Source organism: Streptomyces sp. NPDC050703 (assembly GCF_040654435.1).
Lineage (GTDB): Bacteria > Actinomycetota > Actinomycetes > Streptomycetales > Streptomycetaceae > Streptomyces.
This window is the reverse complement of the sequence record NZ_JBFAHX010000011.1, coordinates 26,494-46,054: the sequence shown is the minus strand read 5'-3', so window position 1 is coordinate 46,054 and position 19,561 is coordinate 26,494. Positions and strand designations below refer to the sequence as shown.

The 19,561-nt window shown below is 72.5% G+C and carries 15 protein-coding genes; 3 read left to right on the top strand and 12 right to left on the bottom strand.

Annotated features, from left to right (window positions below; translation table 11 throughout):
* Nucleotides 1-164 precede the first annotated feature (164 nt).
* From AB0I16_RS13240 to AB0I16_RS13190, 11 genes are all read right to left on the bottom strand, one after another.
* Nucleotides 165-1,043, bottom strand: a complete 879-nt coding sequence (locus tag AB0I16_RS13240) for an SCO3242 family prenyltransferase (RefSeq protein ID WP_363249456.1) — start codon at nucleotides 1,041-1,043, stop codon at nucleotides 165-167.
* Nucleotides 1,040-2,338 (bottom strand): inositol-3-phosphate synthase, encoded by a 1,299-nt coding sequence (locus AB0I16_RS13235; RefSeq protein WP_363249455.1) that lies wholly within the window; start codon nucleotides 2,336-2,338, stop codon nucleotides 1,040-1,042. Before AB0I16_RS13235 ends, AB0I16_RS13240 begins: the two co-directional genes overlap by 4 nt.
* Before the next feature lie 104 nt (nucleotides 2,339-2,442).
* A complete protein-coding gene (locus tag AB0I16_RS13230) occupies nucleotides 2,443-3,837 on the bottom strand; it encodes a ThuA domain-containing protein (protein WP_363249454.1) in 1,395 nt (464 codons plus the stop codon).
* Nucleotides 3,838-3,852: 15 nt separating this feature from the next.
* Nucleotides 3,853-6,339: a PQQ-dependent sugar dehydrogenase gene (locus AB0I16_RS13225; protein WP_363249453.1), complete on the bottom strand. Its 2,487-nt coding sequence runs from the start codon at nucleotides 6,337-6,339 to the stop codon at nucleotides 3,853-3,855.
* Nucleotides 6,340-6,576: 237 nt separating this feature from the next.
* Nucleotides 6,577-7,581 carry a sugar phosphate isomerase/epimerase family protein gene (locus AB0I16_RS13220; RefSeq protein WP_363249452.1) on the bottom strand — a complete coding sequence of 335 codons (1,005 nt, stop codon included), beginning with the start codon at nucleotides 7,579-7,581 and terminating at the stop codon, nucleotides 6,577-6,579.
* 63 nt (nucleotides 7,582-7,644) lie between these two features.
* On the bottom strand, nucleotides 7,645-8,793 hold the full coding sequence (locus tag AB0I16_RS13215) for a Gfo/Idh/MocA family oxidoreductase (RefSeq protein ID WP_363249563.1): 1,149 nt from the start codon (nucleotides 8,791-8,793) through the stop codon (nucleotides 7,645-7,647).
* Between the two features lie 126 nt (nucleotides 8,794-8,919).
* Nucleotides 8,920-9,960 (bottom strand): substrate-binding domain-containing protein, encoded by a 1,041-nt coding sequence (locus AB0I16_RS13210; protein WP_363249451.1) that lies wholly within the window; start codon nucleotides 9,958-9,960, stop codon nucleotides 8,920-8,922.
* A 16-nt stretch (nucleotides 9,961-9,976) separates the two neighbouring features.
* Entirely contained in the window at nucleotides 9,977-10,996 is a 1,020-nt protein-coding gene (locus tag AB0I16_RS13205) for an ABC transporter permease (protein WP_363249450.1), read from the bottom strand.
* Nucleotides 10,993-12,510, bottom strand: a complete 1,518-nt coding sequence (locus AB0I16_RS13200; protein WP_363249449.1) for a sugar ABC transporter ATP-binding protein — start codon at nucleotides 12,508-12,510, stop codon at nucleotides 10,993-10,995. Before AB0I16_RS13200 ends, AB0I16_RS13205 begins: the two co-directional genes overlap by 4 nt.
* A gap of 210 nt (nucleotides 12,511-12,720) precedes the next feature.
* Entirely contained in the window at nucleotides 12,721-13,902 is a 1,182-nt protein-coding gene (locus AB0I16_RS13195) for an ROK family transcriptional regulator (protein WP_363249448.1), read from the bottom strand.
* Between the two features lie 209 nt (nucleotides 13,903-14,111).
* Complete coding sequence (locus AB0I16_RS13190; RefSeq protein ID WP_363249447.1) at nucleotides 14,112-14,708, bottom strand: GNAT family N-acetyltransferase; 597 nt, start codon at nucleotides 14,706-14,708, stop codon at nucleotides 14,112-14,114.
* Nucleotides 14,709-14,816: 108 nt separating this feature from the next.
* Between AB0I16_RS13190 and AB0I16_RS13185 the strand changes: the two genes are divergently transcribed.
* On the top strand, nucleotides 14,817-15,242 hold the full coding sequence (locus tag AB0I16_RS13185; RefSeq protein WP_363249446.1) for a PaaI family thioesterase: 426 nt from the start codon (nucleotides 14,817-14,819) through the stop codon (nucleotides 15,240-15,242).
* Nucleotides 15,243-15,267: 25 nt separating this feature from the next.
* Here the strand turns inward: AB0I16_RS13185 and AB0I16_RS13180 are convergent, their stop codons facing one another.
* Nucleotides 15,268-16,215 (bottom strand): beta-ketoacyl-ACP synthase III, encoded by a 948-nt coding sequence (locus AB0I16_RS13180; RefSeq protein ID WP_363249445.1) that lies wholly within the window; start codon nucleotides 16,213-16,215, stop codon nucleotides 15,268-15,270.
* Between the two features lie 280 nt (nucleotides 16,216-16,495).
* Here AB0I16_RS13180 and fdhD point away from each other — a divergent pair, with 280 nt between their 5' ends.
* Nucleotides 16,496-17,344: a formate dehydrogenase accessory sulfurtransferase FdhD gene (gene fdhD, locus AB0I16_RS13175; protein WP_363249444.1), complete on the top strand. Its 849-nt coding sequence runs from the start codon at nucleotides 16,496-16,498 to the stop codon at nucleotides 17,342-17,344.
* A gap of 315 nt (nucleotides 17,345-17,659) precedes the next feature.
* Complete coding sequence (locus AB0I16_RS13170) at nucleotides 17,660-19,555, top strand: exo-alpha-sialidase (protein ID WP_363249443.1); 1,896 nt, start codon at nucleotides 17,660-17,662, stop codon at nucleotides 19,553-19,555.
* Nucleotides 19,556-19,561 lie beyond the last annotated feature (6 nt).

Sequence of the window (19,561 nt, the reverse complement as noted above, 5' to 3'; positions counted from 1 at the left end):
GCGGCCACCGGCGGGGCTACTCCCGGCCGGGCAACCGTCGGTGGGACGGCCATCGCTCGGGCGGCCATCGGCAGTACGGCTGTCGGCAGCCCGACCACCGGCGGGGCTACCGGCGGGACGGCCACCGCCCGGGTGGCCACCGCTCCCGCCGCGGCGGATGTCGCTCATGTGACGCTCACCTTCCGTGCGAACCTGCGGGCGGCAGGGGCGAGTGCCGCGGTGAACAGGGCGGTGCCCACGGCTCCGGCTCTGGCGGCGAGCGCGGCCTGGAGTGGGATCATGGCGCGGATACCACCGCCGACGGCCCGTTGGGTGAGCGGAGGTGAGGGGTTGAGCGCCGCGTGGAAGAGGGGCTTGGCGGCGGTGCCGACGTAGGCCAGGGCGAGGGAGGTGCGCAGGGCTCTGTCGGTGCTGAGGCCGCCCCCGCCCACGAGGAGGCGCCCCACCACCCCGGCGGCGGCCAGTGCGGCCAGGGGTGCAGTCGACGAGCCGCCCTGGGTCTCGCGGCGGGAGACCACCGTCACCGCGAGGGTGTGCGTCGCGAGGGCCGTGGCGGAGGGCAGGGCCGCCCTGGTTCGCCGGCGGTCGTCCGGGCCGGCCGTGGCGGTCGCGCCGAGGAGGAGGTCGAGTCCGCGGGCGGCGGCCATGGCCGCCGGGCCGGCGGGGGTGTGTTTCAGGCCCAGGTCATAGGCCCAGACGGTGCCTGCGAGGGCGCCCGCCACCGCGAGGGCGGGGCGGCCGGCGCGGGCGGCGGCAGTGAGGCCCGCGGCGGTGAGCGCGGTGGCGGCGGCGAGGGCCGCGGGAGGGGTGATGCGGCCGGAGGGCAGCGGGCGTCCGGGGCGTTCGACGGCGTCCTCCGCCCGGTCGGCCCAGTCGTTGAGGGCCATGCCGGCTTCGTACAGGCAGAGGGAGGAGGTGAGGGCGAGGAGGGTGCGGCGGTTGGGCGCCAGGCCGGTCGTGGCCGCCCCGGCGAGTGCGTCGCCGGGGACGGTGAACAGGGCCGGGAGGCGGAGCAGTTCGGCCCAGGCGCGGGCGGCGGTCACCGGGCGTCCCTGAGGCGGTCGGCGAGGCCGAGCAGGGCCGTGTACTGCTCGGCCAGGGCCGCCGGGGCACCGGCGTCCGGGTCCTTGAAGTAGAAGCCGAGCTCCGGCAGGGGCCCGGTGACGCCGCTCTCGTGGGCGCGGGCGGTCAGGCGGGCCAGGTCGAGTATCAGGGGTGCCGCGAGGGCGGAGTCGCACCCCTGCCAGGTGGTCTGGAGCACCATGCGGGTGCCGAGGAAGCCGTCGAAGGCGATGTGGTCCCAGGCGGTCTTCCAGTCGCCGAGGGAGGGGACGTCGTCGATGTGGACCTGGCCCTCCGGGGTGGTGCCGAGGGTGTCGGCGAGTACGCGCTCCTTGCCGGCGTTCTTGGCCGCCGCTGCGGCGGGGTCGGCGAGGGCGGCGCCGTCACCGCCGCCGAGGAGGTTGGTGCCGGACCAGGCCCGTACGGCGAGCGCGCGTTGGGCGAACATCGGGCCGAGCACCGACCGCAGAAGGGTCTGGCCCGTCTTGCCGTCGCGTCCGGCGTGGGGCAGCCCGGCGGCGCGTGCCGCCTCGGCCAGGCCGGGATGGTGCAGGCCCGTGGAGGGGGTGAAGTTCACGTAGGGGCAGCCGGCCCTCAGTGCCGCTGCCGCGTAGAGGGAGCTCGCGGGCAGCCGCCGCCCCGCCCCGCCCGTGCCACCGGTGCCGGAGCTTCCCACCGGGCCCGCACCGGCGCCGGCAGGGCCCGCTCCCCCGCCGGGCGAAGCCGTACCCGTGGCCGGGGCTCCCCCCTCGGTGAAGGCCCCGTGCCCGGTCCGGGCTCCACCCCGGTCACCGCCGCCCCCGGCGGCTTCGCCGGGGAGGAGCGGTTCCGTGGAGGCCACGTTCACCACGACCGTGCGTGCCAGGCCCCGGCGGCGGGTGAAGTCGCGCAGGTCTTCCGCGAAGGCGGTGATCAGTTCCTCGTCGGAGCGGGTGTCGCCCGGGAGGGGGCCGCCGGGGCGTATCTCGGTGTCGGCGGCGGTGAGTTCGGCGCGGACGGCCGCGGGGAGGCCGTGCGGCAGGACCCCGCCCGCGGCGAGTTCCTCGGCCCGCTTGGGCAGGGGGCAGTGCGCGGTGTCGTGGCCGCCGAAGACCAGGGACGACAACGTTGGCAGACCGCAGTCGGCGAAGGGTGGGGTCTCCGTGACCATGCCGACGGGTGGTTGCAGGCCGGCGGTCACGGCCGCGCATCCCGTGACGGCGGTGGTCGCGACCGAGCCGCGGGCGCCGATCAGCCAGACGCCGACGGGAGAGGGGGAGAGCGCGGAAGTGGACATGGATGCCTCCTGCCATGACGCGAGGAACACGCGACGTGAGGTACAGACGGAACCGTGGGGTCAAGACGGCGGGCGGAGGTCCGGCGTCCTCCGCCCGCCGTCGTCTAGCGGCCCCCTGCCGTGCCGGGCTTCGGCGAGGAGGGAGCGGGGGCCGGGGCCGGGGACAGCTCCTTCAGGCGGATGTCGCGGAAGGAGACCTCATCGGAGTCACCGTGGTTCTGGATGCCGATGTGGCCCTGGCGCAGGCTGCGTGCCGGGTCGGTGTTGGTGAAATCGTTGATCTTGACACCGTTGAGGTGGACGCGAAGGCGTTCGCCCTCGACGCGGATCTCGTAGGTGTTCCACTCCCCCGGCGGGTTGAGCGCCTTGTCGCGCTTCTTCAGGTCGGCGGAGCGGAAGCCGTAGACGGAGCCCGTCGTCTTCTCGGGGACGTCCGTGGCGTCGATCTGGATCTCGTAGTCCTTGTCGACGGCCGACCAGGGATCGTCGGAGGGCGGGAAGCCCACGAAGATGCCGGAGTTGTCGTCCCCAGTCATCCGCCAGTCGAGCTTGAGCGAGTACGAACCGAGCTCGCGCCGGTCGTACCAGAGCATGCCCATGCCGCCGACTGTCGACAGCGTGCCGTCGTCCTCCTTCAGGGCGAAGGAGCCGGGGCCCGCCTGTTTCCAGCCCTCCAGTGAGGCCGCGGTCCCGTCGAAGACCGGCGTGTAGCCCTTCTCGGGCCGGCAGTCCGCCCGGGCGGCGCCGACCGCCCAGCGGATGCCGCCGAGGAGATGCCGGCGGAAGGCCGGTTCGGCGTAGGACTCCTTGGTGTGGCCGCCGCCGGTGTAGAAGGAGCGGCCGCCCTCGTACTCCTGGCACCAGGCGATCGGATGGTCGCCCGACATGGTGCCGCCGGAGTACGACGACTCGTCGAGGGTGGCGAGGACGCGGGCCCGGTCGCGCGGGTTGGAGCGGTAGTTGTACCACTCGTCGGTGCGCTCCCAGGCGCCGCTGCCCAGATGGGCGGTGGCCGGGTGGGCGTGGTCCTCGACGTGGACCTCGGCCCGCTGGATCGCGGGGTGCGACTGGAAGTACGCGCCCGCGAGCCCGCCGTAGAAGGGCCAGTCGTACTCGGTGTCGGCGGCGGCGTGGACGCCGACGTAGGCACCGCCGCCCCGGACGTAGCGCTCGAAGGCGCGCTGCTGGGTGGCGTCGAGGACGTCGCCGGTGGTGGAGAGCCAGACGACGGCGTCGTAGCGGCTGAGGTTCTTGGCGGTGAAGGCTCCGGCGTCCTCGGTCGCGTCGACGGTGATGCCGTTCTCCGCGCCGAGTTCCCTGACGGCCTGGACGCCGGCCGGGATCGAGTCGTGCCGGAAGCCCGCCGTCTTGGAGAAGACGAGGACCCGTTCACCCGCCTTGCCGCCGTGATCCGGCCTGGAGGCCGCCGGGCCCGACACGCAGCCGATGAGCAGAGCGGCCGCCGCGGTCGCGGTGAGGAGCCGAACTCGTCCGCGCATGGTGGTCACTCCCCTCTAGTGGCTGCGGTTCGTGGCCGCGGCCTTGGTGGTGAAGGTGAAGTCGTCCAGGTCGTAGAGGGCGCCCGAGCCGCTGCCCTTGAAGACCAGGTAGAGCGTGGTGGTCCTGGCGGGCGGCTTGGAGATGGTGGTCTGGACGTCGGTGTACGTCTCCCACGAACCGGTCGGCGCGACCTTCGCCGTGCCGAGCAGCCTGCCGGTGGCGGAGCCGCTGCGGACCTCCAGGGTGCCGCCGGCGCCGGCGGACGCGACCCGGGCGGTCAGCTTGGTGGCGTTGCCGAGGATGTACGGCTCGAAGGAGATCCAGTCGCCGTTGTGGATGTCGCCGACCGTCTTGCCGCCGTGGGCGGGGGCGTGGTTGGTGACGGTGACGCCCTTGGAGTCGTTGTAGTGCTCGCCCTGGCGGTGCTTGGGCTGGACGACGTTCTGGTCGTGGGTGGTCAGCGCGGGCTGGCCGTTGGCGCCCTTGTCGGTGTACTCGGCGTCGAAGACCCCGAAGATGTTGGCGTTGGGGTCGTGTTCGCCGTCCGCGGAGGTCTGGATGGTGCCGGAGCAGCCGTTGGCCGAGGTGACCGGGTGGCCGTGGCTGTCGTGGCCGAGGATGTGGGTGACCTTGACCTTGGCGCAGTCGACGGGGCCGTCCTCCGGGTCGGTGACCTTCACCTTGAAGGGCACCTTGTCGCCGAAGGTGAACAGCTGGCCGTCACCGGGGAGTTCCAGGGTGACCTTGGGCGCGGTGTTGCCGACGGTGATGTGCGCGCTGGCGGAGCCGGTGCGTCCGGTGGAGTCCTTGACGGTCACCGTCGCGGTGTACACACCGTTCTTCTTGTACGTGTACGTGGGGTTCTGCTGGGTCGACTTGCCGCCGTCGCCGAAGTCCCAGGCGTAGGTCAGGGTGCCGCCGTCGGCGTCCGTGGCCTTCGCGGTGAACCTGGTGCGCAGCGGGGCCTGGCCGCTGGTCCTCGACGCGCTCGCCTCGGCGACCGGTGAGTGGCCGTCGGTGGCGTTCTCGATGCGGTAGAGCCCGGAGTTCTCGTCGCCGCCGAACCAGGCGGTGCCGTAGTCGAGGACGTAGAGCGCCCCGTCGGGGCCGAACTCCATGTCCATCACCTGGGTGCCCGTCCACGGGAAGGGGTTGATGGACTGGACGGTGCCGTCCGAGCCGTGCTCGATGCGCTTGATCCAGCGGCGGCCGAACTCTCCGGCGAAGTAGTCGCCGTCGTAGGCCTCGGGGAACTTCACGGGTGAGGTGTTGTCCGCGTCGTAGCGGTAGACGGGTCCGCCCATGGGGGACTCGGAGCCCGAGCCGAACTCGGGGACGGAGCCGCCGTCGTACGGTATCCACGCCTCCTGGGCGGGCGGCAGCTCGGTGAGGCCGGTGTTGTGCGGCGAGTCGTTCCTGGGGGCCGCGCAGTCGAAGGTCTCGCCGGAGGTGCCGGTGGCGAAGTCGTAGTCGACGTACGGTTCGTTCTTGCCGGTGCAGAAGGGCCAGCCGAAGTTGCCCGCCTTGGTGACGCGGGCGAACTCGACCTGTCCCGCGGGGCCGCGCTCGGGGTCGGCGGCTCCCGCGTCCGGGCCGTAGTCACCGACGTAGACGATGCCGGTGGGCTTGTCGACGCTCATCCGGAACGGGTTGCGGAAGCCCATCGCGTAGATCTCGGGGCGGGTCTTCTCGGTGCCCTCGGCGAAGAGGTTGCCGTCGGGGACGGTGTAGCTGCCGTCGTCGGCGACCTTCACGCGCAGGATCTTGCCGCGCAGGTCGTTGGTGTTGCCCGCGCTGCGCCGGGCGTCGAAGGCCGGGTTGCGGTTGGGGCGCTCGTCGATGGGCGTGAAGCCGTCGGAGGCGAAGGGGTTGGAGTCGTCGCCGGTCGACAGGTAGAGGTTGCCGTCCTTGTCGAAGTCGATGTCGCCGCCGACGTGGCAGCAGGTGCCGCGGCTCGCGGGGACGTCGAGGACCTTCTTCTCGCTGGCGTTGTCCAGGGTGCCGTCGGCCTTGAGGACGAAGCGGGAGAGCCGGTTGACGCCGTCGAACTTCTTGAAGTCCTCGGCCGTGCCGTTCTCCGGGGCGTCGCCGGCCGGGGTGTCGAGCGGGGGCGCGTAGTAGAGGAAGATCGCCCGGTTGTTCTTGAAGTCCGGGTCGATGCCGACGCCCTGGAGGCCCTCCTCGTCGTGCGAGTAGACCGGGATCTTGCCCGCGATCCTGGTGTTGCCCGCGGCGTCGGTCAGGCGCAGCGTCCCGTCGCGGGAGGTGTGCAGGACCGAGCGGTCGGGGAGGACGGCGAGCGTCATCGGCTCGCCCGTCTCCGCCTCGCCCTTGGCGAGGGTGACCTGCTGGAAGTCTTCGGCGGCGGGTGCGGCCGCCGCGGGCCGGTCCGCGGGGGCGGCACCGGCCTGCGGTACGGCGACGGCCAGTGAGGCACCGGTGAGCAGGGTCCCGGTGACCAGGGCGAGCGTCTTGTGGAGTCTCAGGCGTTTCCTGTGCACGGAAGTTCCTCCGGAAGGGGGACGGTCGTACGCGGGTGCTTGCGCCGTGCGCCGGGGTGCGCCGTCACCCCGGTCCGTTCATGTCCGGTACCAGTTCATGTCCTGTACACCTCAGGGACGGTAGCCACGTTTGTCCCGGGCGGAAAGCCTCTGCGCAGCATCGAAGTTGAACTTTTTCCCGTCACTGGACAAACAGCACAGGCACTGGTCGGACAGCACTGGTCAGACAGGTTCCGGTCAGTCCGAGCCGCCGAACGCCGCGTCGAACGACGCCGCCGGGGCCTCGAAGTCGTACGCCTTGAGGCGCTTGAGGGCCTCGGGGGCGCCCTGGAGGCGGTCCATGCCCGCGTCCTCCCACTCCACCGAGACCGGGCCCTCGTACGCGATGGAGCGCAGCATGCGGAAGACGTCCTCCCACGGCACGTCCCCGTGTCCGGCCGACACGAAGTCCCAGCCGCGCCGCGGGTCGCCCCACGGCAGGTGGGAGCCGAGGCGGCCGTTGCGGCCGTCCAGGCGGCGCCGGGCCTCCTTGCAGTCGACGTGGTAGATGCGGTCGCGGAAGTCGTAGAGGAACCCGACCGGGTCGAGGTCCTGCCACACGAAGTGCGAGGGGTCGAAGTTGAGGCCGAAGGCGGCGCGGTGGTCCACCGCCTCCAGGGCCTTCTTGGTGGTCCAGTAGTCGTAGGCGATCTCGGAGGGGTGCACCTCGTGGGCGAAGCGCACGCCGTGCTGGTCGAAGACGTCCAGGATGGGGTTCCAGCGCTCGGCGAAGTCCTCGTAGCCGCGTTCGATCATGGACTCGGGGGCCGGCGGGAACATCGCGACCAGATGCCAGATCGAGGAACCCGTGAAGCCGACGACGGTGTCGACGCCGAAGGCGGCGGCGGCCCGTGCCGTGTCCTCCATCTCGGCCGCGGCCCGCTGCCGCACGCCCTCCGCCTCCCCGTCGCCCCAGACGCGGGCGGGCAGGATCGCCCGGTGCCGCTCGTCGATGATCGCGTCGCAGACGGCCTGGCCGACGAGGTGGTTGGAGACGGCCCAGCACTTGAGGCCGTACTTGTCGAGCAGGGCGTGCCTGCCGTCCAGGTAGGCGGGGTCGGCGAGCGCCTTGTCGACCTCGAAGTGGTCGCCCCAGCAGGCGAGTTCGAGACCGTCGTAGCCGAAGTCGCGGGCGAGCCCACACACCTCTTCGAGCGGCAGATCGGCCCACTGACCGGTGAAGAGCGTGAACCTACGGGGCATGACCGGAGCCTCCTCGGGCGGGGGTAAGGGGCAGGGAACGGACGGGCGGGGCGGGGGTGGCCCTCAGACCGGCACCTTCGTGTACACGGAGTTCTTCGCCGCGCTCTCCTCGACCGCCGCGAGGACCCGCTGCACGGAGAGCCCGTCGGCGAAGGAGGGTTCGGGGGCCGCCCCCGTGGCAACGGCGAGCAGCAGGTCACGGGCCTGGTGCACGAAGGTGTGCTCGTAGCCGAGGCCGTGCCCCGGCGGCCACCATGCCTCCAGGTAGGGGTGGTCGGGCTCGGTCACCAGGATGCGGCGGAAGCCGGACGAGGCGGCGGGCTCGGTGTGGTCGTGGAAGGACAGCTCGTTCAGGCGCTCCAGGTCGAAGGCGAGCGATCCCTCGGAGCCGTTCAGTTCGAGGCGCAGCGCGTTCTTGCGGCCCGCGGCGAACCGCGTCGCCTCGAAGCCGGCCAGGGCCCCCGAGGGGAACCGCGCGGTGAAGACCGCCGCGTCGTCCACCGTGACCGTGCCGCGCCGGGCGCCGCCGGCCGCGGTGAGCCCGCTGGACGCCCCGTCGAGGAGCGGCCGCTCCCGTACGAAGGTCTCGGTGAGCGCGGAGACCCCCGCCACCTGCTCCCCCACCAGGAACTGCGCGAGGTCGACGATGTGCGCCCCCAGGTCACCGAGCGCCCCGGACCCGGCGCGGTCCTTCCGCAGCCGCCAGGTGAGCGGGAACTCCGGGTCCACCAGCCAGTCCTGCAGATACGCCAGGCGTACGTGGCGCAGCGCGCCGAGCCGCCCTTCGGCGACCATCCGCCGGGCGAGCGCGAGGGCGGGCACCCGGCGGTAGTTGAAGCCGACCATCGCCACCTGGCCGCGGGCGCGGGCCCGCTCGGCGGCGGCGACCATGGCCTCGGCCTCCTCGACGGTGTTGGCGAGGGGTTTCTCGCACAGCACGTGCTTGCCCGCGTCGAGCGCGGCGACGGCGATCTCCGCGTGGCTGTCGCCCGGGGTGCAGATGTCGACGAGGTCGACGTCGTCCCTGGCTATCAGGGCCCGCCAGTCGGTCTCGGCGGCGGCCCAGCCGAGCCGGTCGGCGGCGGCCCGGACGGCGTCGGCGTCGCGGCCGCAGACGGCAGCGAGCGCCGGCTCGACCGGCAGGTCGAAGACGCGCCCCACGGTGCGCCAGCCCTGGGAGTGGGCGGCGCCCATGAAGGCGTAGCCGACCATGCCCACCCCCAGCGGCCTCTTCCCCGTCCCGGGGCCGGGCTCGCCCTGCTCGGAACCACGCGAATCGCGCTCACGCATGCGGTAATCCTCCTGATCGACGCTCGGTGGGGGGTGCGGACGCGCGTATCACTTGAAGCCGGTCGACATGTACTGGTCGACGTTGTCCTTGTCGACGACGGCCGAGTAGCAGGTGACGAAGGACGGGATCTCGAACTCCGCCATGCCGCTGATGCCCTTGCTCTGCCCGAGGGCGCGCGCGAGGTCGATCGCGGACGCGGCCATGGTGGGCGGGTAGAGGACGGTGGCCTTCAGGACGCTGTTGTCGGCCTCGATGGCCTGGAAGGCGGAGAGCGCGCCGGCCCCGCCGACCATGAGGAAGTCGTCGCGCCCGGCCTGCTTGATGGCGCGCAGGGCGCCCACGCCCTGGTCGTCGTCGTGGTTCCACAGGGCGTCGAAGTCCTTCTGCGCCTGGAGGAGCTGCGACATCTTCGACTGGCCGGACTCGACGGTGAAGTCGGCGGCCTGCCGGGCGACCTTCTCGATGTTGGAGTAGTTCTTCAGGGCGTCGTCGAAGCCCTTGGTGCGCTGCTTGGTGAGTTCGAGGTTGTCGAGCCCGGCGAGCTCCACCACGCGCGCGTTCTTCTTGTCCTTCAGCTTCTCGCCGATGTAGTGGCCCGCGCTGAGGCCCATGCCGTAGTTGTCGCCGCCGATCCAGCAGCGGTAGGCCTGCGGGGTGGCGAAGACGCGGTCCAGGTTGACGACGGGGATGCCCGCCTTCATCGCCTTCAGGCCGACCTGGGTGAGCGCCTTGCCGTCGGCCGGCAGGACGACCAGGACGTCGACCTTCTTGTTGATGAGCGTCTCGACCTGGCCGATCTGGGCCGCGGTGTCGTTGGAGCCCTCGGTGGCCTCCAGGGTGACGTCCGCGTACTTCTCCGCCCGCTTCTTGGCCTGGTCGTTGATCGCGTTGAGCCAGCCGTGGTCGGCCTGGGGGCCCGCGAAGCCGATGGTGACCTTCTTGCCGGGCTTGTCGTCGGCGACCTGCTGTTCCTTGTCGTCCGACCCCTCGTCCTTCGGCTCGTTGCTGGTGCATCCGGCGAGCAGGGCTCCGGAGGACAGCGCGGCGGCTCCGAACAGGAGGCCTCTGCGGCTCGTGTGGGATGGCATGGGTGAACCCCTCAGCTCAGTGGTGGTTGGCCGTACGTCGTTGGACGAGCACCGCGGCGACGATGATCGCGCCCTTGGCGATCTGCTGGGTCGCGGTCTCCAGGTTGTTGAGGGCGAAGATGTTCTGGATCATGGTGAAGATCAGTACGCCGAGCACGGAGCCGACGATGGTGCCCCGGCCGCCGCTGAGCAGGGTCCCGCCGATGATCGCGGCGGCGATGGCGTCGAGTTCGTAGAGGTTGCCGTTGGTGTTCTGGCCCGAACCGGCGAGGACGATCAGCAGGAACGCCGCGATGCCGCAGCAGAGCCCGGAGAGCAGGTACAGGTAGAGCCGCTGCCTGCGGACGTCGATGCCGGCCAGGCGCGCCGCCTCGGCGTTGCCGCCGACCGCGACGGAGCGCCGCCCGAAGGTGGTGCGGTTGAGCAGCAGCCAGCCGACGACGGTGACGGCGGCGAAGACGAGGACGAGCGGCGGAATGCCGAGGACGTAGGAGTCGCGCTCACCGAGCTTGAGCACACCGTCGACGGTGACCATCTGCGTCTTGCCGTCGGTGATCTGGAGGGCCAGGCCGCGGCCCGACGCCAGCATGGCGAGGGTGGCGATGAACGGCACCATCCCGCCGTACGCGATGAGCAGGCCGTTCACCAGGCCGCACCCCATGCCGACGAGCACGGCGGTGAACAGGATGCCCGCGAAGCCGTACTCCTGGGTGGCGACGGTGGTGGCCCAGACCGAGGCGAGGGCGACGATCGCGCCGACGGACAGGTCGATGCCGCCGGAGATGATCACGAACGTCATGCCGACCGTGACGACACCGATGACGGACGCCTGGGTGAGGATCAGCTGGAGGTTGTCGGTGTCGAGGAACGAGTCGGGCTGGGTGATGCCGCCGATCAGGATCAGCGCGGCGAGCACGCCGAGCAGCGAGAGCGTGCGCACGTCGGCACGGGCCAGCGTGGCGCGCCAGGGGCTGCCGCCGTCGGCGGGGGCGGTCTTGCGGGCGGCGGCCCCGGCCGCCGGGGCGGGCTGGGTCATGACGCCGGGCTCCCTTCGAGGACGAGGTCGAGTACACGGTGTTCATCGAGGTCACGGGCGGGTGCGCGGTGCACGACACGGCCTTCGCGGAGGACCAGGACGCGGTCGGCGAGGCCGAGCACCTCGGGCACCTCGCTGGAGACGAGGAGGACGGCGAGGCCGTCGTCGGCGAGCCTGCGGATCACCGCGTACAGCTCGGCCCTGGCGCCGACGTCGACGCCGCGGGTGGGTTCGTCGAGCAGCAGGACGCGGCAGCCGCGCAGCAGCCAGCGGGCGAGGACCGCCTTCTGCTGGTTGCCGCCGGAGAGGGTGCGCACGGGGACGTGCGGCTGGTCGGGGCGGAGCGACAGCTCGCGGGTCGCGGCGCGCGCGGCCCGCAGTTCGGCGCCCCGGTCGATCCAGCCGCCGCGCGAGAAGCGGGACATGGTGGAGACCGACACGTTGCGGGTGACGGACTCCAGCATCAGCAGGGCCTGGGCCTTGCGCTCCTCGGGGGCGAGGCCGAGGCCCGCGCGGACGGCGGCGCGGACGCTGCCGGGGCGCAGCGTCTCCCCGCCCACGCTCACCTGCCCGGCGCTCGCCCTGCGGGCCCCGTAGATGGTCTCCAGGATCTCGGAGCGTCCCGAGCCGACGAGTCCCGCGAGGCCGACGATCTCACCGGGGCGCAGATCGAGGTCGAGGGGTTCGAACTCGCCGTGGCGGGTGAGTCCCCGTACGGTCAGCACCGGTGCGGCGGCGGGTGGTTCGGCCGGCCGGTCCGGGAAGACGTACTCCAGGTTGCGGCCCGTCATCAGGGCCACGAGGTCCTTGGTGGGCGTGTCCTTCGCGGGCAGGCCGCCCGCGACGGCGCGCCCGTCCTTCAGGACGGTGACGCGGTCGCCGATGCGGCGGATCTCCTCCAGCCGGTGGGAGATGTAGACGACGGCGACACCGTCGGCGGTGAGGTCGCCGACGATCCGGAAGAGGTTGTCGACCTCGTCCGGGTCGAGGGCGGCGGACGGCTCGTCCATGACGATGAGCCGCACCTCGTGGGAGAGCGCGCGGGCCATCGAGACGATCTGCTGCTGGGCGGCGGAGAGCTCCCCGACGAGCCGCCCGGGGTCGATCTCGCCGTGCCCGAGCCGCTTGAGCAGGGCGGCGGTCGAGGCTCTGGCGTCGCGGGCGCGGACGACGAAGCCGGCGGTGGTCGGCTCGTGTCCGAGGTGGACGTTCTCGGCCACGGAGAGGTGTTCCACCAGGTCGAGTTCCTGGTAGATGGTGGCGACGCCCAGGCGCATGGCGGCGATCGGCGACTTGAGCGTGGCGCGTTCGCCGCGCCAGGTGATCTCGCCGCCGTCGGGCTGGTGGGCGCCGGCGAGGACCTTGATGAGCGTGGACTTCCCGGCGCCGTTCTGGCCGAGGAGGCAGTGCACTTCCCCGGCCCGCACCTGGAGGTCGACGCCGTCGAGCGCGCGGACGCCGGGGAACGACTTGGTGATGCCGGACATGGTGAGCAGCGGTGGTTCTGGTGCCATGACGGTTCCCATCGGCGGCGGCCGCAGCAGGGCAGGGCGGATTCAGGGCAGGGCGGAGCGAGGCGGGGCGGAGCCGGGTGCGTGCGGGCAGGGCGGAGCAGGGCAGGGCAGGGCGCTGTGCCGGGTGAGGTGTTCTTGCGTGCCGTACGTGGAGGGGTTCTGACGTGCCGTACGTGGAGGTGTCTTGCGTGCCGTAGGTGGCGGTGCGGGTCAGGCCGGTGAGAACAGGTGGTCGCTGATGAGCCGGGCGCCGCCGATGACTCCGGCGGTGGGTCCGAGCTCTCCGAGGACGATCGGGAGGTTGCCGGTCGCCAGGGGCAGCGACTGGCGGTAGACCTGGGTGCGGATCGCGGCGAGCAGTGTGTGGCCGAGCCCGGTCACACCGCCGCCGATCACCACGAGGCCGGGGTTGAAGAAGCTGACCAGGCCGGCGATGACCTGGCCGGTGCGGTTGCCGCCCTCGCGGATGAGGTCGAGGGCGGCGGGATCGCCCGCCGCGGCGGCCGCCGCGACGTCGACGGCGCTGAGCCGCCCCGCCTCGTCGAGCCGCGTGGCGAGCTCCGCCGAACGCCCCTCCCTGGCGGCCTCCTCGGCGTCGCGGGCGAGCGCCGCGCCGCTGAAGTAGGCCTCCAGGCAACCGCGGTTGCCGCAGGCGCAGGGGCGTCCGTCCGGCTCGGCCTGGATGTGGCCGATGTCGCCGGCGCTGCCCGTCGTACCGCGGTACACCTCACCGCCGACGACGATGCCGCAGCCGATGCCGGTACCGATCTTGACGCAGAGGAAGTCGCCCACGGAGCGGGCCACGCCCGCGTGCTGCTCCCCCATCGCCATGAGGTTCACGTCGTTGTCGACCATGACGGGGCAGCCGAGCTCCTGGCTGAGGGCCTCCCGTACGGGGAAGCCGTCCCAGCCCGGCATGATCGGCGGCGCGACCGGCACGCCTTCGGGGAAGCGGACGGGTCCGGGGACGCCGATCCCGGCGCCGTCGAACCCTTCCGCGAGCCCGGAGGCCTTCAGCTTGGCCGCCATGGCGAGGACCTGCTCGAAGACCGCGACCGGGCCCTCGCGCACGTCCATGGGCTGGTTGATGTGGCCGAGCACTTCGAGCTCGGCGTTGGTGACCGCGACGTCGACCGAGGTCGCGCCGATGTCCACGCCGAGGAAGCGGAGGGCCGGGGCCAGGCGGATGTTGTGGGAGCGGCGGCCGCCGCGCGAGGCGGCGAGTCCGTCGGCCACCACGAGGCCGGTCTCCAGGAGCCGGTCGACCTCGACGGCCAGCTTGGACCGTGAGAGATCGACCTGGTCGCCCAGTTGCGCGCGGGAGTTGGGACCCCCGTCGCGCAACAGCCTGAGCAGTCGCGCCTGGTGACCGTTGGCGGGTCGAGCCGTCATGCGTCTCACGCGCCCCTCCCGCCTCTTCGGGCTTCCCATGCCGTTGCCCTCCGGCGGTCGGTACGCGATCCGCCGTCGACGGGCTTCCTTCAAGCTTTCGAGGGGAACGTAGCAGTGCCCGCCGGGAGTGGGAAGAACTTGAGCGCGAATTACCCATGACTTTCTCCAGTCACAGGACAAAGGGAGCCGCGGGTCTCCGCGGCGGGGTGTCAGACGGCCGGCTCCCGCAGCATGCACCAGGTCCGCGGGCCACCGCCCGGCAGCGTCACGTCGGCGGTGACGGCGAAGCCGAGCCGCTCGTAGAACCGCACGTTGCGCTCGGTCGAGGTCTCCAGGAAGGCCGGGCGGCCCGCACGGTCGGCGGCTTCGAGCCCCGGCGCGAGTACGGCGGCGCCGAGCCCCCGCCCCTGCCTCCGCGGGTCGACGCCGACCGTGGCGAGGAACCACACGGGGTGCTGGGGACGGAAGGGCGCGAGCGCCTGGTCGGCCGACTCGAAGAACGGGGCGCGGTCCCCGGCGAGTTCACTGATCAGCGGGCCGACCTCGGCGAAGCCGGGGCCCGGGTCGCGCTCCGGGGTGGTCCACGCGGCGACGGCCCGCCCCTCGTCCGCCACCCAGACCCGCCCGTATCCCATGCCGATCCGCGTCAGGAACAGCTCCTGCAGGCCCCGTATCCGCTCCCGGTGGCCGTCGGCCGCGACGACGTGCCGCGTGAAGGGGTAGTCGGCGAAGGCCTCGGCCAGGGTGTCCACGGCCACCGGCAGGTCCTCCCTGCGTGCGGGACGTACGAGGTGGTCGTCGGTCATGTGTCTGTCTCCCGGTCTCGCGTCGGCTTACCTCTGAGGTAATCGACCTCCGCGGGGGCGGTGCCGCACGATGGTGCTCCGCCACGCCCCCAAGTGGAAGGTCTCCCCATGCCGGACACCCTGCCGCAGGACGACCCCCGTGCCCAACTGCTTTCCGCCGTCCCCTTCGCCGGGCACCTCGGGATCACCTTCGACGAGGCGGGCCCGGAGCGGGTGGAGGGCACCCTGCCGTGGGCAGCCGAGCTGTGCACGGTGGGCGGCGTGCTGCACGGCGGCGCGGTGGTGTCGCTGGCGGACACGGTCGGCGCCGTCTGCGCGTTCCTCAACCTGCCCGACGGCGCCATCACCTCGACGATCGAGTCCAAGACGAACTTCCTGCGCCCCGTGCGCTCCGGGGCGGCCCGTGCCGTGGCCCGGCCGCTGCACGTCGGCGGCTCCTTCATCGTCGTACAGACCGAGGTGTACGACGATCAGGGGCGCCTCGCCGCGCAGACCACGCAGACGCAGGCGGTCCTCGGCGCCAGGAACAAGTAGGCGCGGGCGGCTCGGCGGCCGTCGGTCACGGGCAGCGCACGACCTGGCCGGCGTACGAGAGGTTCCCGCCGAAGCCGAAGAGCAGGACGGGGTCGCCGGAGCGGAGTTCTCCCCGTTCGACCAGCTTGGACAGGGCCATCGGGATGCTCGCCGCCGAGGTGTTGCCGGACTCGATGACATCGCGCGCGACGACGGCGTGCGTGGCGCCGATGCGCTCCGCGAGCGGCTCGATGATCCGCAGGTTGGCCTGGTGCAGGACGACTCCGGCGAGGTCGGCGGGGGTGAGCCCGGCGCGCGCGCACGCCTCGCGGGCGAGCGGCGGCAGCCGGGTGGTCGCCCAGCGGTACACGCTCTGGCCCTCCTGGGCGAAGCGGGGCGGGGTGCCTTCGATGCGTACGGCGTTGCCCATCTCGGGCACCGAGCCCCACAGGACGGGGCCGATGCCGGGCTCCTCGCCCGGCGGGCACGCCTCGATGACGGCGGCGCCCGCACCGTCCCCGGTCAGGACGCAGGTCGTGCGGTCCGTCCAGTCGGTGACCTCGGACATCTTGTCCGCGCCGATGACCAGGGCGCGGGTCGCGGCCCCCGCGCGGACGGTGTGGTCGGCGGTGGCGAGGGCGTGCGTGAAGCCGGCGCACACCACGTTGACGTCCATGGCGCACGGCGAGGGGATGCCGAGGCGGGCGGCGACCCGGGCGGCCATGTTGGGCGAGCGGTCGATCGCCGTGGAGGTGGCGACGAGGACCAGGTCGATCGCGTCGGCGGTCAGCCCCGCGGCGGCCAGGGCCTTGCCGCCCGCGTGCGCGGCCAGCTCGTCGACCGGCTCCTCGGGCCCCGCGACGTGACGGGTGCGGATGCCCACCCGGGAGCGGATCCACTCGTCGCTCGTGTCGACCAGCTCCGCCAGATCCTCGTTGGTGAGGGTTCTGGCGGGCTGATAGTGGCCGACGGCGACGATGCGTGAGCCGTGCATGTGCGGGGTCCCCCTTGTTGCCGGAGATGCGGGACCCTCCAGTCTGGTCAGCGACTGACGAGTAACGGTGCAGGTAAAGCGACAGGAAAGCCGCGTGCGCTTTGGATGCTTCTCATGACCCGTTCACCCTCCGATGAGGCGGGTGACCGCGTGTGCGACTCCGTACGGAAAGTGACGGCCCGTGCGCTCTGGACCGGCCGCGGTTTGCTCCGCCGCGTGCCGGACAATGAGACCGTGGGATCACCTCACGCACACGTACAGAACCGGGACTGAGCACACCATGGGACGAGTCACCGAGCGACGCAAGGTCATCCGGGTCCGCGACGGGCACGTGTCCGAGCGGCCCGACACGCTCGTCGCCGAGGAGCCCCTGGAGATCCGGCTGAACGGCAAGCCGCTCGCCATCACCATGCGTACGCCGGGCGACGACTTCGCGCTGGCCGCCGGGTTCCTGGTCAGCGAGGGCGTGCTCGGCTCCGCGGACGACCTCCGGTCGATCGTCTACTGCGCGGGCGCGACCGCCGAGGGCGTCAACACGTACAACGTCGTGGACGTGCGGACCGCCCCGGGTGTCGTGCTCCCCGACATCACGCTCGAACGGAACGTGTACACGACCTCCTCCTGCGGACTGTGCGGCAAGGCGAGCCTGGACGCGGTCCGCACCACGGCCCGCTTCCCGATCGCCGACGCTCCCCCGGTCCGGCTCGGTGTCGACGTGCTGGCGAGCCTGCCCGACCGGCTGCGCGAGTCCCAGCGGGTCTTCGACCGGACGGGGGGCCTGCACGCGGCGGCGCTCTTCTCCGAGGAGGGCGAACTGCTCGACATACGGGAGGACGTGGGGCGGCACAACGCCGTCGACAAGCTGGTCGGGCGGGCCCTCCGGGACGGGCGGCTCCCGCTGTCCCGCTCCGTCCTCCTCGTCTCCGGGCGCGCCTCCTTCGAGCTCGCCCAGAAGGCGGTGATGGCGGGCATCCCGGTCCTCGCCGCGGTCTCCGCACCGTCGTCGCTCGCCGTCGACCTGGCCGCCGAGACCGGCCTCACCCTGGTCGGCTTCCTCCGGGGCTCCTCCATGAACGTGTACGCGGGCGAGCACCGCGTCGCCCTGCGGGCCGCGGCCGCCCAGGGCTGACCCGCGGCGAGGCCGTGCCGGTCCCCCGAACGGGTTCGGCCGATTCCGCCGACGCGCGCTTCTTGTGGGGCGCGCGGCAACCCCAGTAGCGTCGGTGCCGCGAACATCGGACGTGGGATGTCAGGATGTCCTGTCGTCGGGCAGCCGTGCGACCGGGACGTCGGGACGTACGGTCCTGCGCGGTCCTGCCCGGATGCCCACCGCCGAGCACGCCGGAGCGCCCCGCGCCCGGGGAACCACCCGGATCACCCCCGCACCGTCACCGCCCATCGCCATGAGTCGCCGTCGCCGTCGCCACGAAAGGCGGGCCGCACCATGTCATCGAGCCTCCGCTTACGTCTCAGACCCTTCCGCGCCGCCACCGCCGCCCTGACCGCCGTCGCCGTCGGCGCCCTGCTCCCGGCGCCCGCGGCGCGGGGAGCCGAGCGGGCGCCCGCCTTCGAGCAGCAGGTGCTGTTCAAGGCCTCCCAGGACCCCGGCTACGCCTGCTTCCGCATCCCCGCCGTCGTACGGACGGTCGAGGGCACCCTCCTCGCCTTCGCCGAGGGGCGGGTGGACAACTGCGGGGACGCGGGCGACATAGACCTCGTCCTCAAGCGGTCGCACGACGGCGGCCGCACCTGGGGCCCGCTCCAGGTCGTCAACGAGGGCGCGGGCGACACGCACGGCAACCCCGCGCCGGTCGTCGACCGCGAGAGCGGCCGGGTGCTGCTCGCCGAGACGTACAACACCGGCCGCACGGACGCCGGGAACTGCGACATACCGTGCGACCGGACACCTCACCTCCAGTACAGCGACGACGACGGCCGCACCTGGTCCCGGCCGCGCGACCTGAGCGACGAGATCCTGCCGAAGGAGTGGAACTCCTGGTACGCGACGGGTCCCGTCCACGGCATCCAGCTCACCCGCGGCCGGCACGCGGGGCGGCTGGCCTTCGCCGTCAACGCGGAGTCGTACGAGAACGGCCGCATCTCCGCCAACCACGCCGCGCTCATCGTCAGCGATGACGGCGGCGACCACTGGAAGATCGGTGCCAAGGACTCGTATCCGGTCGCCGAGGACGGCACGTTCCGTCAGAAGCCCTCGGAGATGACGCTCACCGAGCGGCCCGACGGGGCGGTCTACGTCAGCGCGCGTGAACAGGACGGCACCGACCTCGGGCACCGCAGCCACGCGGTGAGCCGGGACGGCGGGGACTCCTTCACCGCGCCCTTCCGGGCCATCCCCGACCTGTACACGCCGCAGGTGCAGGGGTCCGTGCTGCGGTTCGGCGGGCGGATGCTGCTCGCCTGCCCCGCCGACCCGGACCGCCGCCGCACCCTGCAGATCCGCTCCTCCTACGACGGTGGCCGCACCTGGGACAGCGTCGACCGCGGCACGACGGTGACCACCGACTGGTCGGGCTACTCCGACATGGTGCACGCCGACAGCCGGCACGTCGGGCTGCTGTACGAGGGCGGCGCCGTCGACGCGCGCGACGAGATCCGCTTCGCGCGCTTCACCGAGGACTGGCTGAAGCCGCGCCGCGGCCCCGACCCCACCACGCCCGACCGCGCGCCGGGCGCCCGCGCCGCCGCCGTGCTCGGCGGGGCCCGGGAGACCGCGGGCCGGTTCGGCGGCGCGCTCGCCCTGGACGGCACGGACGACGCGGTACGGCTGCCCTTCCGGGCCCGGCTGCCGCGCGGGGCGGGCGACTTCACCGCCTCCCTGTGGTTCCGCTACTCCGCGGCCGGCGGTGAGCAGCCGCTGCTGTGGATGGGCGGCATAGGGAACAACCAGCCGCAGGTGTGGCTGCGCGGCGAACCCGCGAGCGACCGGATCACGGGTCTGATGACGACGCGGCAGGGTTCCGCCCCGCCGAGGTCCGCCTCGGTGCGCACGACGGGCGCGTACAACGACGGCCAGTGGCATCACGTCGTGCTGCGCCGGGAGAGGGGGGCCGGCGAAGGGCGCCTGACGCTCTTCCTGGACGGGGTCCCCACCACCGTCGCCGACGTCCCCGGCTCCGTCAGCCGCACCTCCCCCTTCGGCATCCACGTCGGCCAGCGGCTCGACAGCCGCGCCCACTTCACCGGGGCCGTCGACGAAGTCCGGCTCTACGGGCGGGCGTTGAGCGACGCCGAAGTGGCCGACCTGGGCACCGGCGGTTCGGCTGTGAAACGGGACACCGTGGTCAGACTCCCCATGGACCACGTGCACGGCAGCAACTAACGTCCC

Excerpts from the sequence above, each read along its gene's own strand:
- AB0I16_RS13235 (WP_363249455.1), bottom strand. The coding sequence starts at position 2,338 with ATGTCCACTTCCGCGCTCTCCCCCTCTCCCGTCGGCGTCTGGCTGATC.
- AB0I16_RS13230 (WP_363249454.1), bottom strand. The coding sequence starts at position 3,837 with ATGCGCGGACGAGTTCGGCTCCTCACCGCGACCGCGGCGGCCGCTCTG.
- AB0I16_RS13220 (WP_363249452.1), bottom strand. The coding sequence starts at position 7,581 with ATGCCCCGTAGGTTCACGCTCTTCACCGGTCAGTGGGCCGATCTGCCG.
- AB0I16_RS13215 (WP_363249563.1), bottom strand. The coding sequence starts at position 8,793 with ATGGTCGGCTACGCCTTCATGGGCGCCGCCCACTCCCAGGGCTGGCGC.
- AB0I16_RS13210 (WP_363249451.1), bottom strand. The coding sequence starts at position 9,960 with ATGCCATCCCACACGAGCCGCAGAGGCCTCCTGTTCGGAGCCGCCGCG.
- AB0I16_RS13205 (WP_363249450.1), bottom strand. The coding sequence starts at position 10,996 with ATGACCCAGCCCGCCCCGGCGGCCGGGGCCGCCGCCCGCAAGACCGCC.
- AB0I16_RS13200 (WP_363249449.1), bottom strand. The coding sequence starts at position 12,510 with ATGGCACCAGAACCACCGCTGCTCACCATGTCCGGCATCACCAAGTCG.
- AB0I16_RS13195 (WP_363249448.1), bottom strand. The coding sequence starts at position 13,902 with ATGACGGCTCGACCCGCCAACGGTCACCAGGCGCGACTGCTCAGGCTG.
- AB0I16_RS13190 (WP_363249447.1), bottom strand. The coding sequence starts at position 14,708 with ATGACCGACGACCACCTCGTACGTCCCGCACGCAGGGAGGACCTGCCG.
- AB0I16_RS13185 (WP_363249446.1), top strand. The coding sequence starts at position 14,817 with ATGCCGGACACCCTGCCGCAGGACGACCCCCGTGCCCAACTGCTTTCC.
- AB0I16_RS13180 (WP_363249445.1), bottom strand. The coding sequence starts at position 16,215 with ATGCACGGCTCACGCATCGTCGCCGTCGGCCACTATCAGCCCGCCAGA.
- fdhD (WP_363249444.1), top strand. The coding sequence starts at position 16,496 with ATGGGACGAGTCACCGAGCGACGCAAGGTCATCCGGGTCCGCGACGGG.
- AB0I16_RS13170 (WP_363249443.1), top strand. The coding sequence starts at position 17,660 with ATGTCATCGAGCCTCCGCTTACGTCTCAGACCCTTCCGCGCCGCCACC.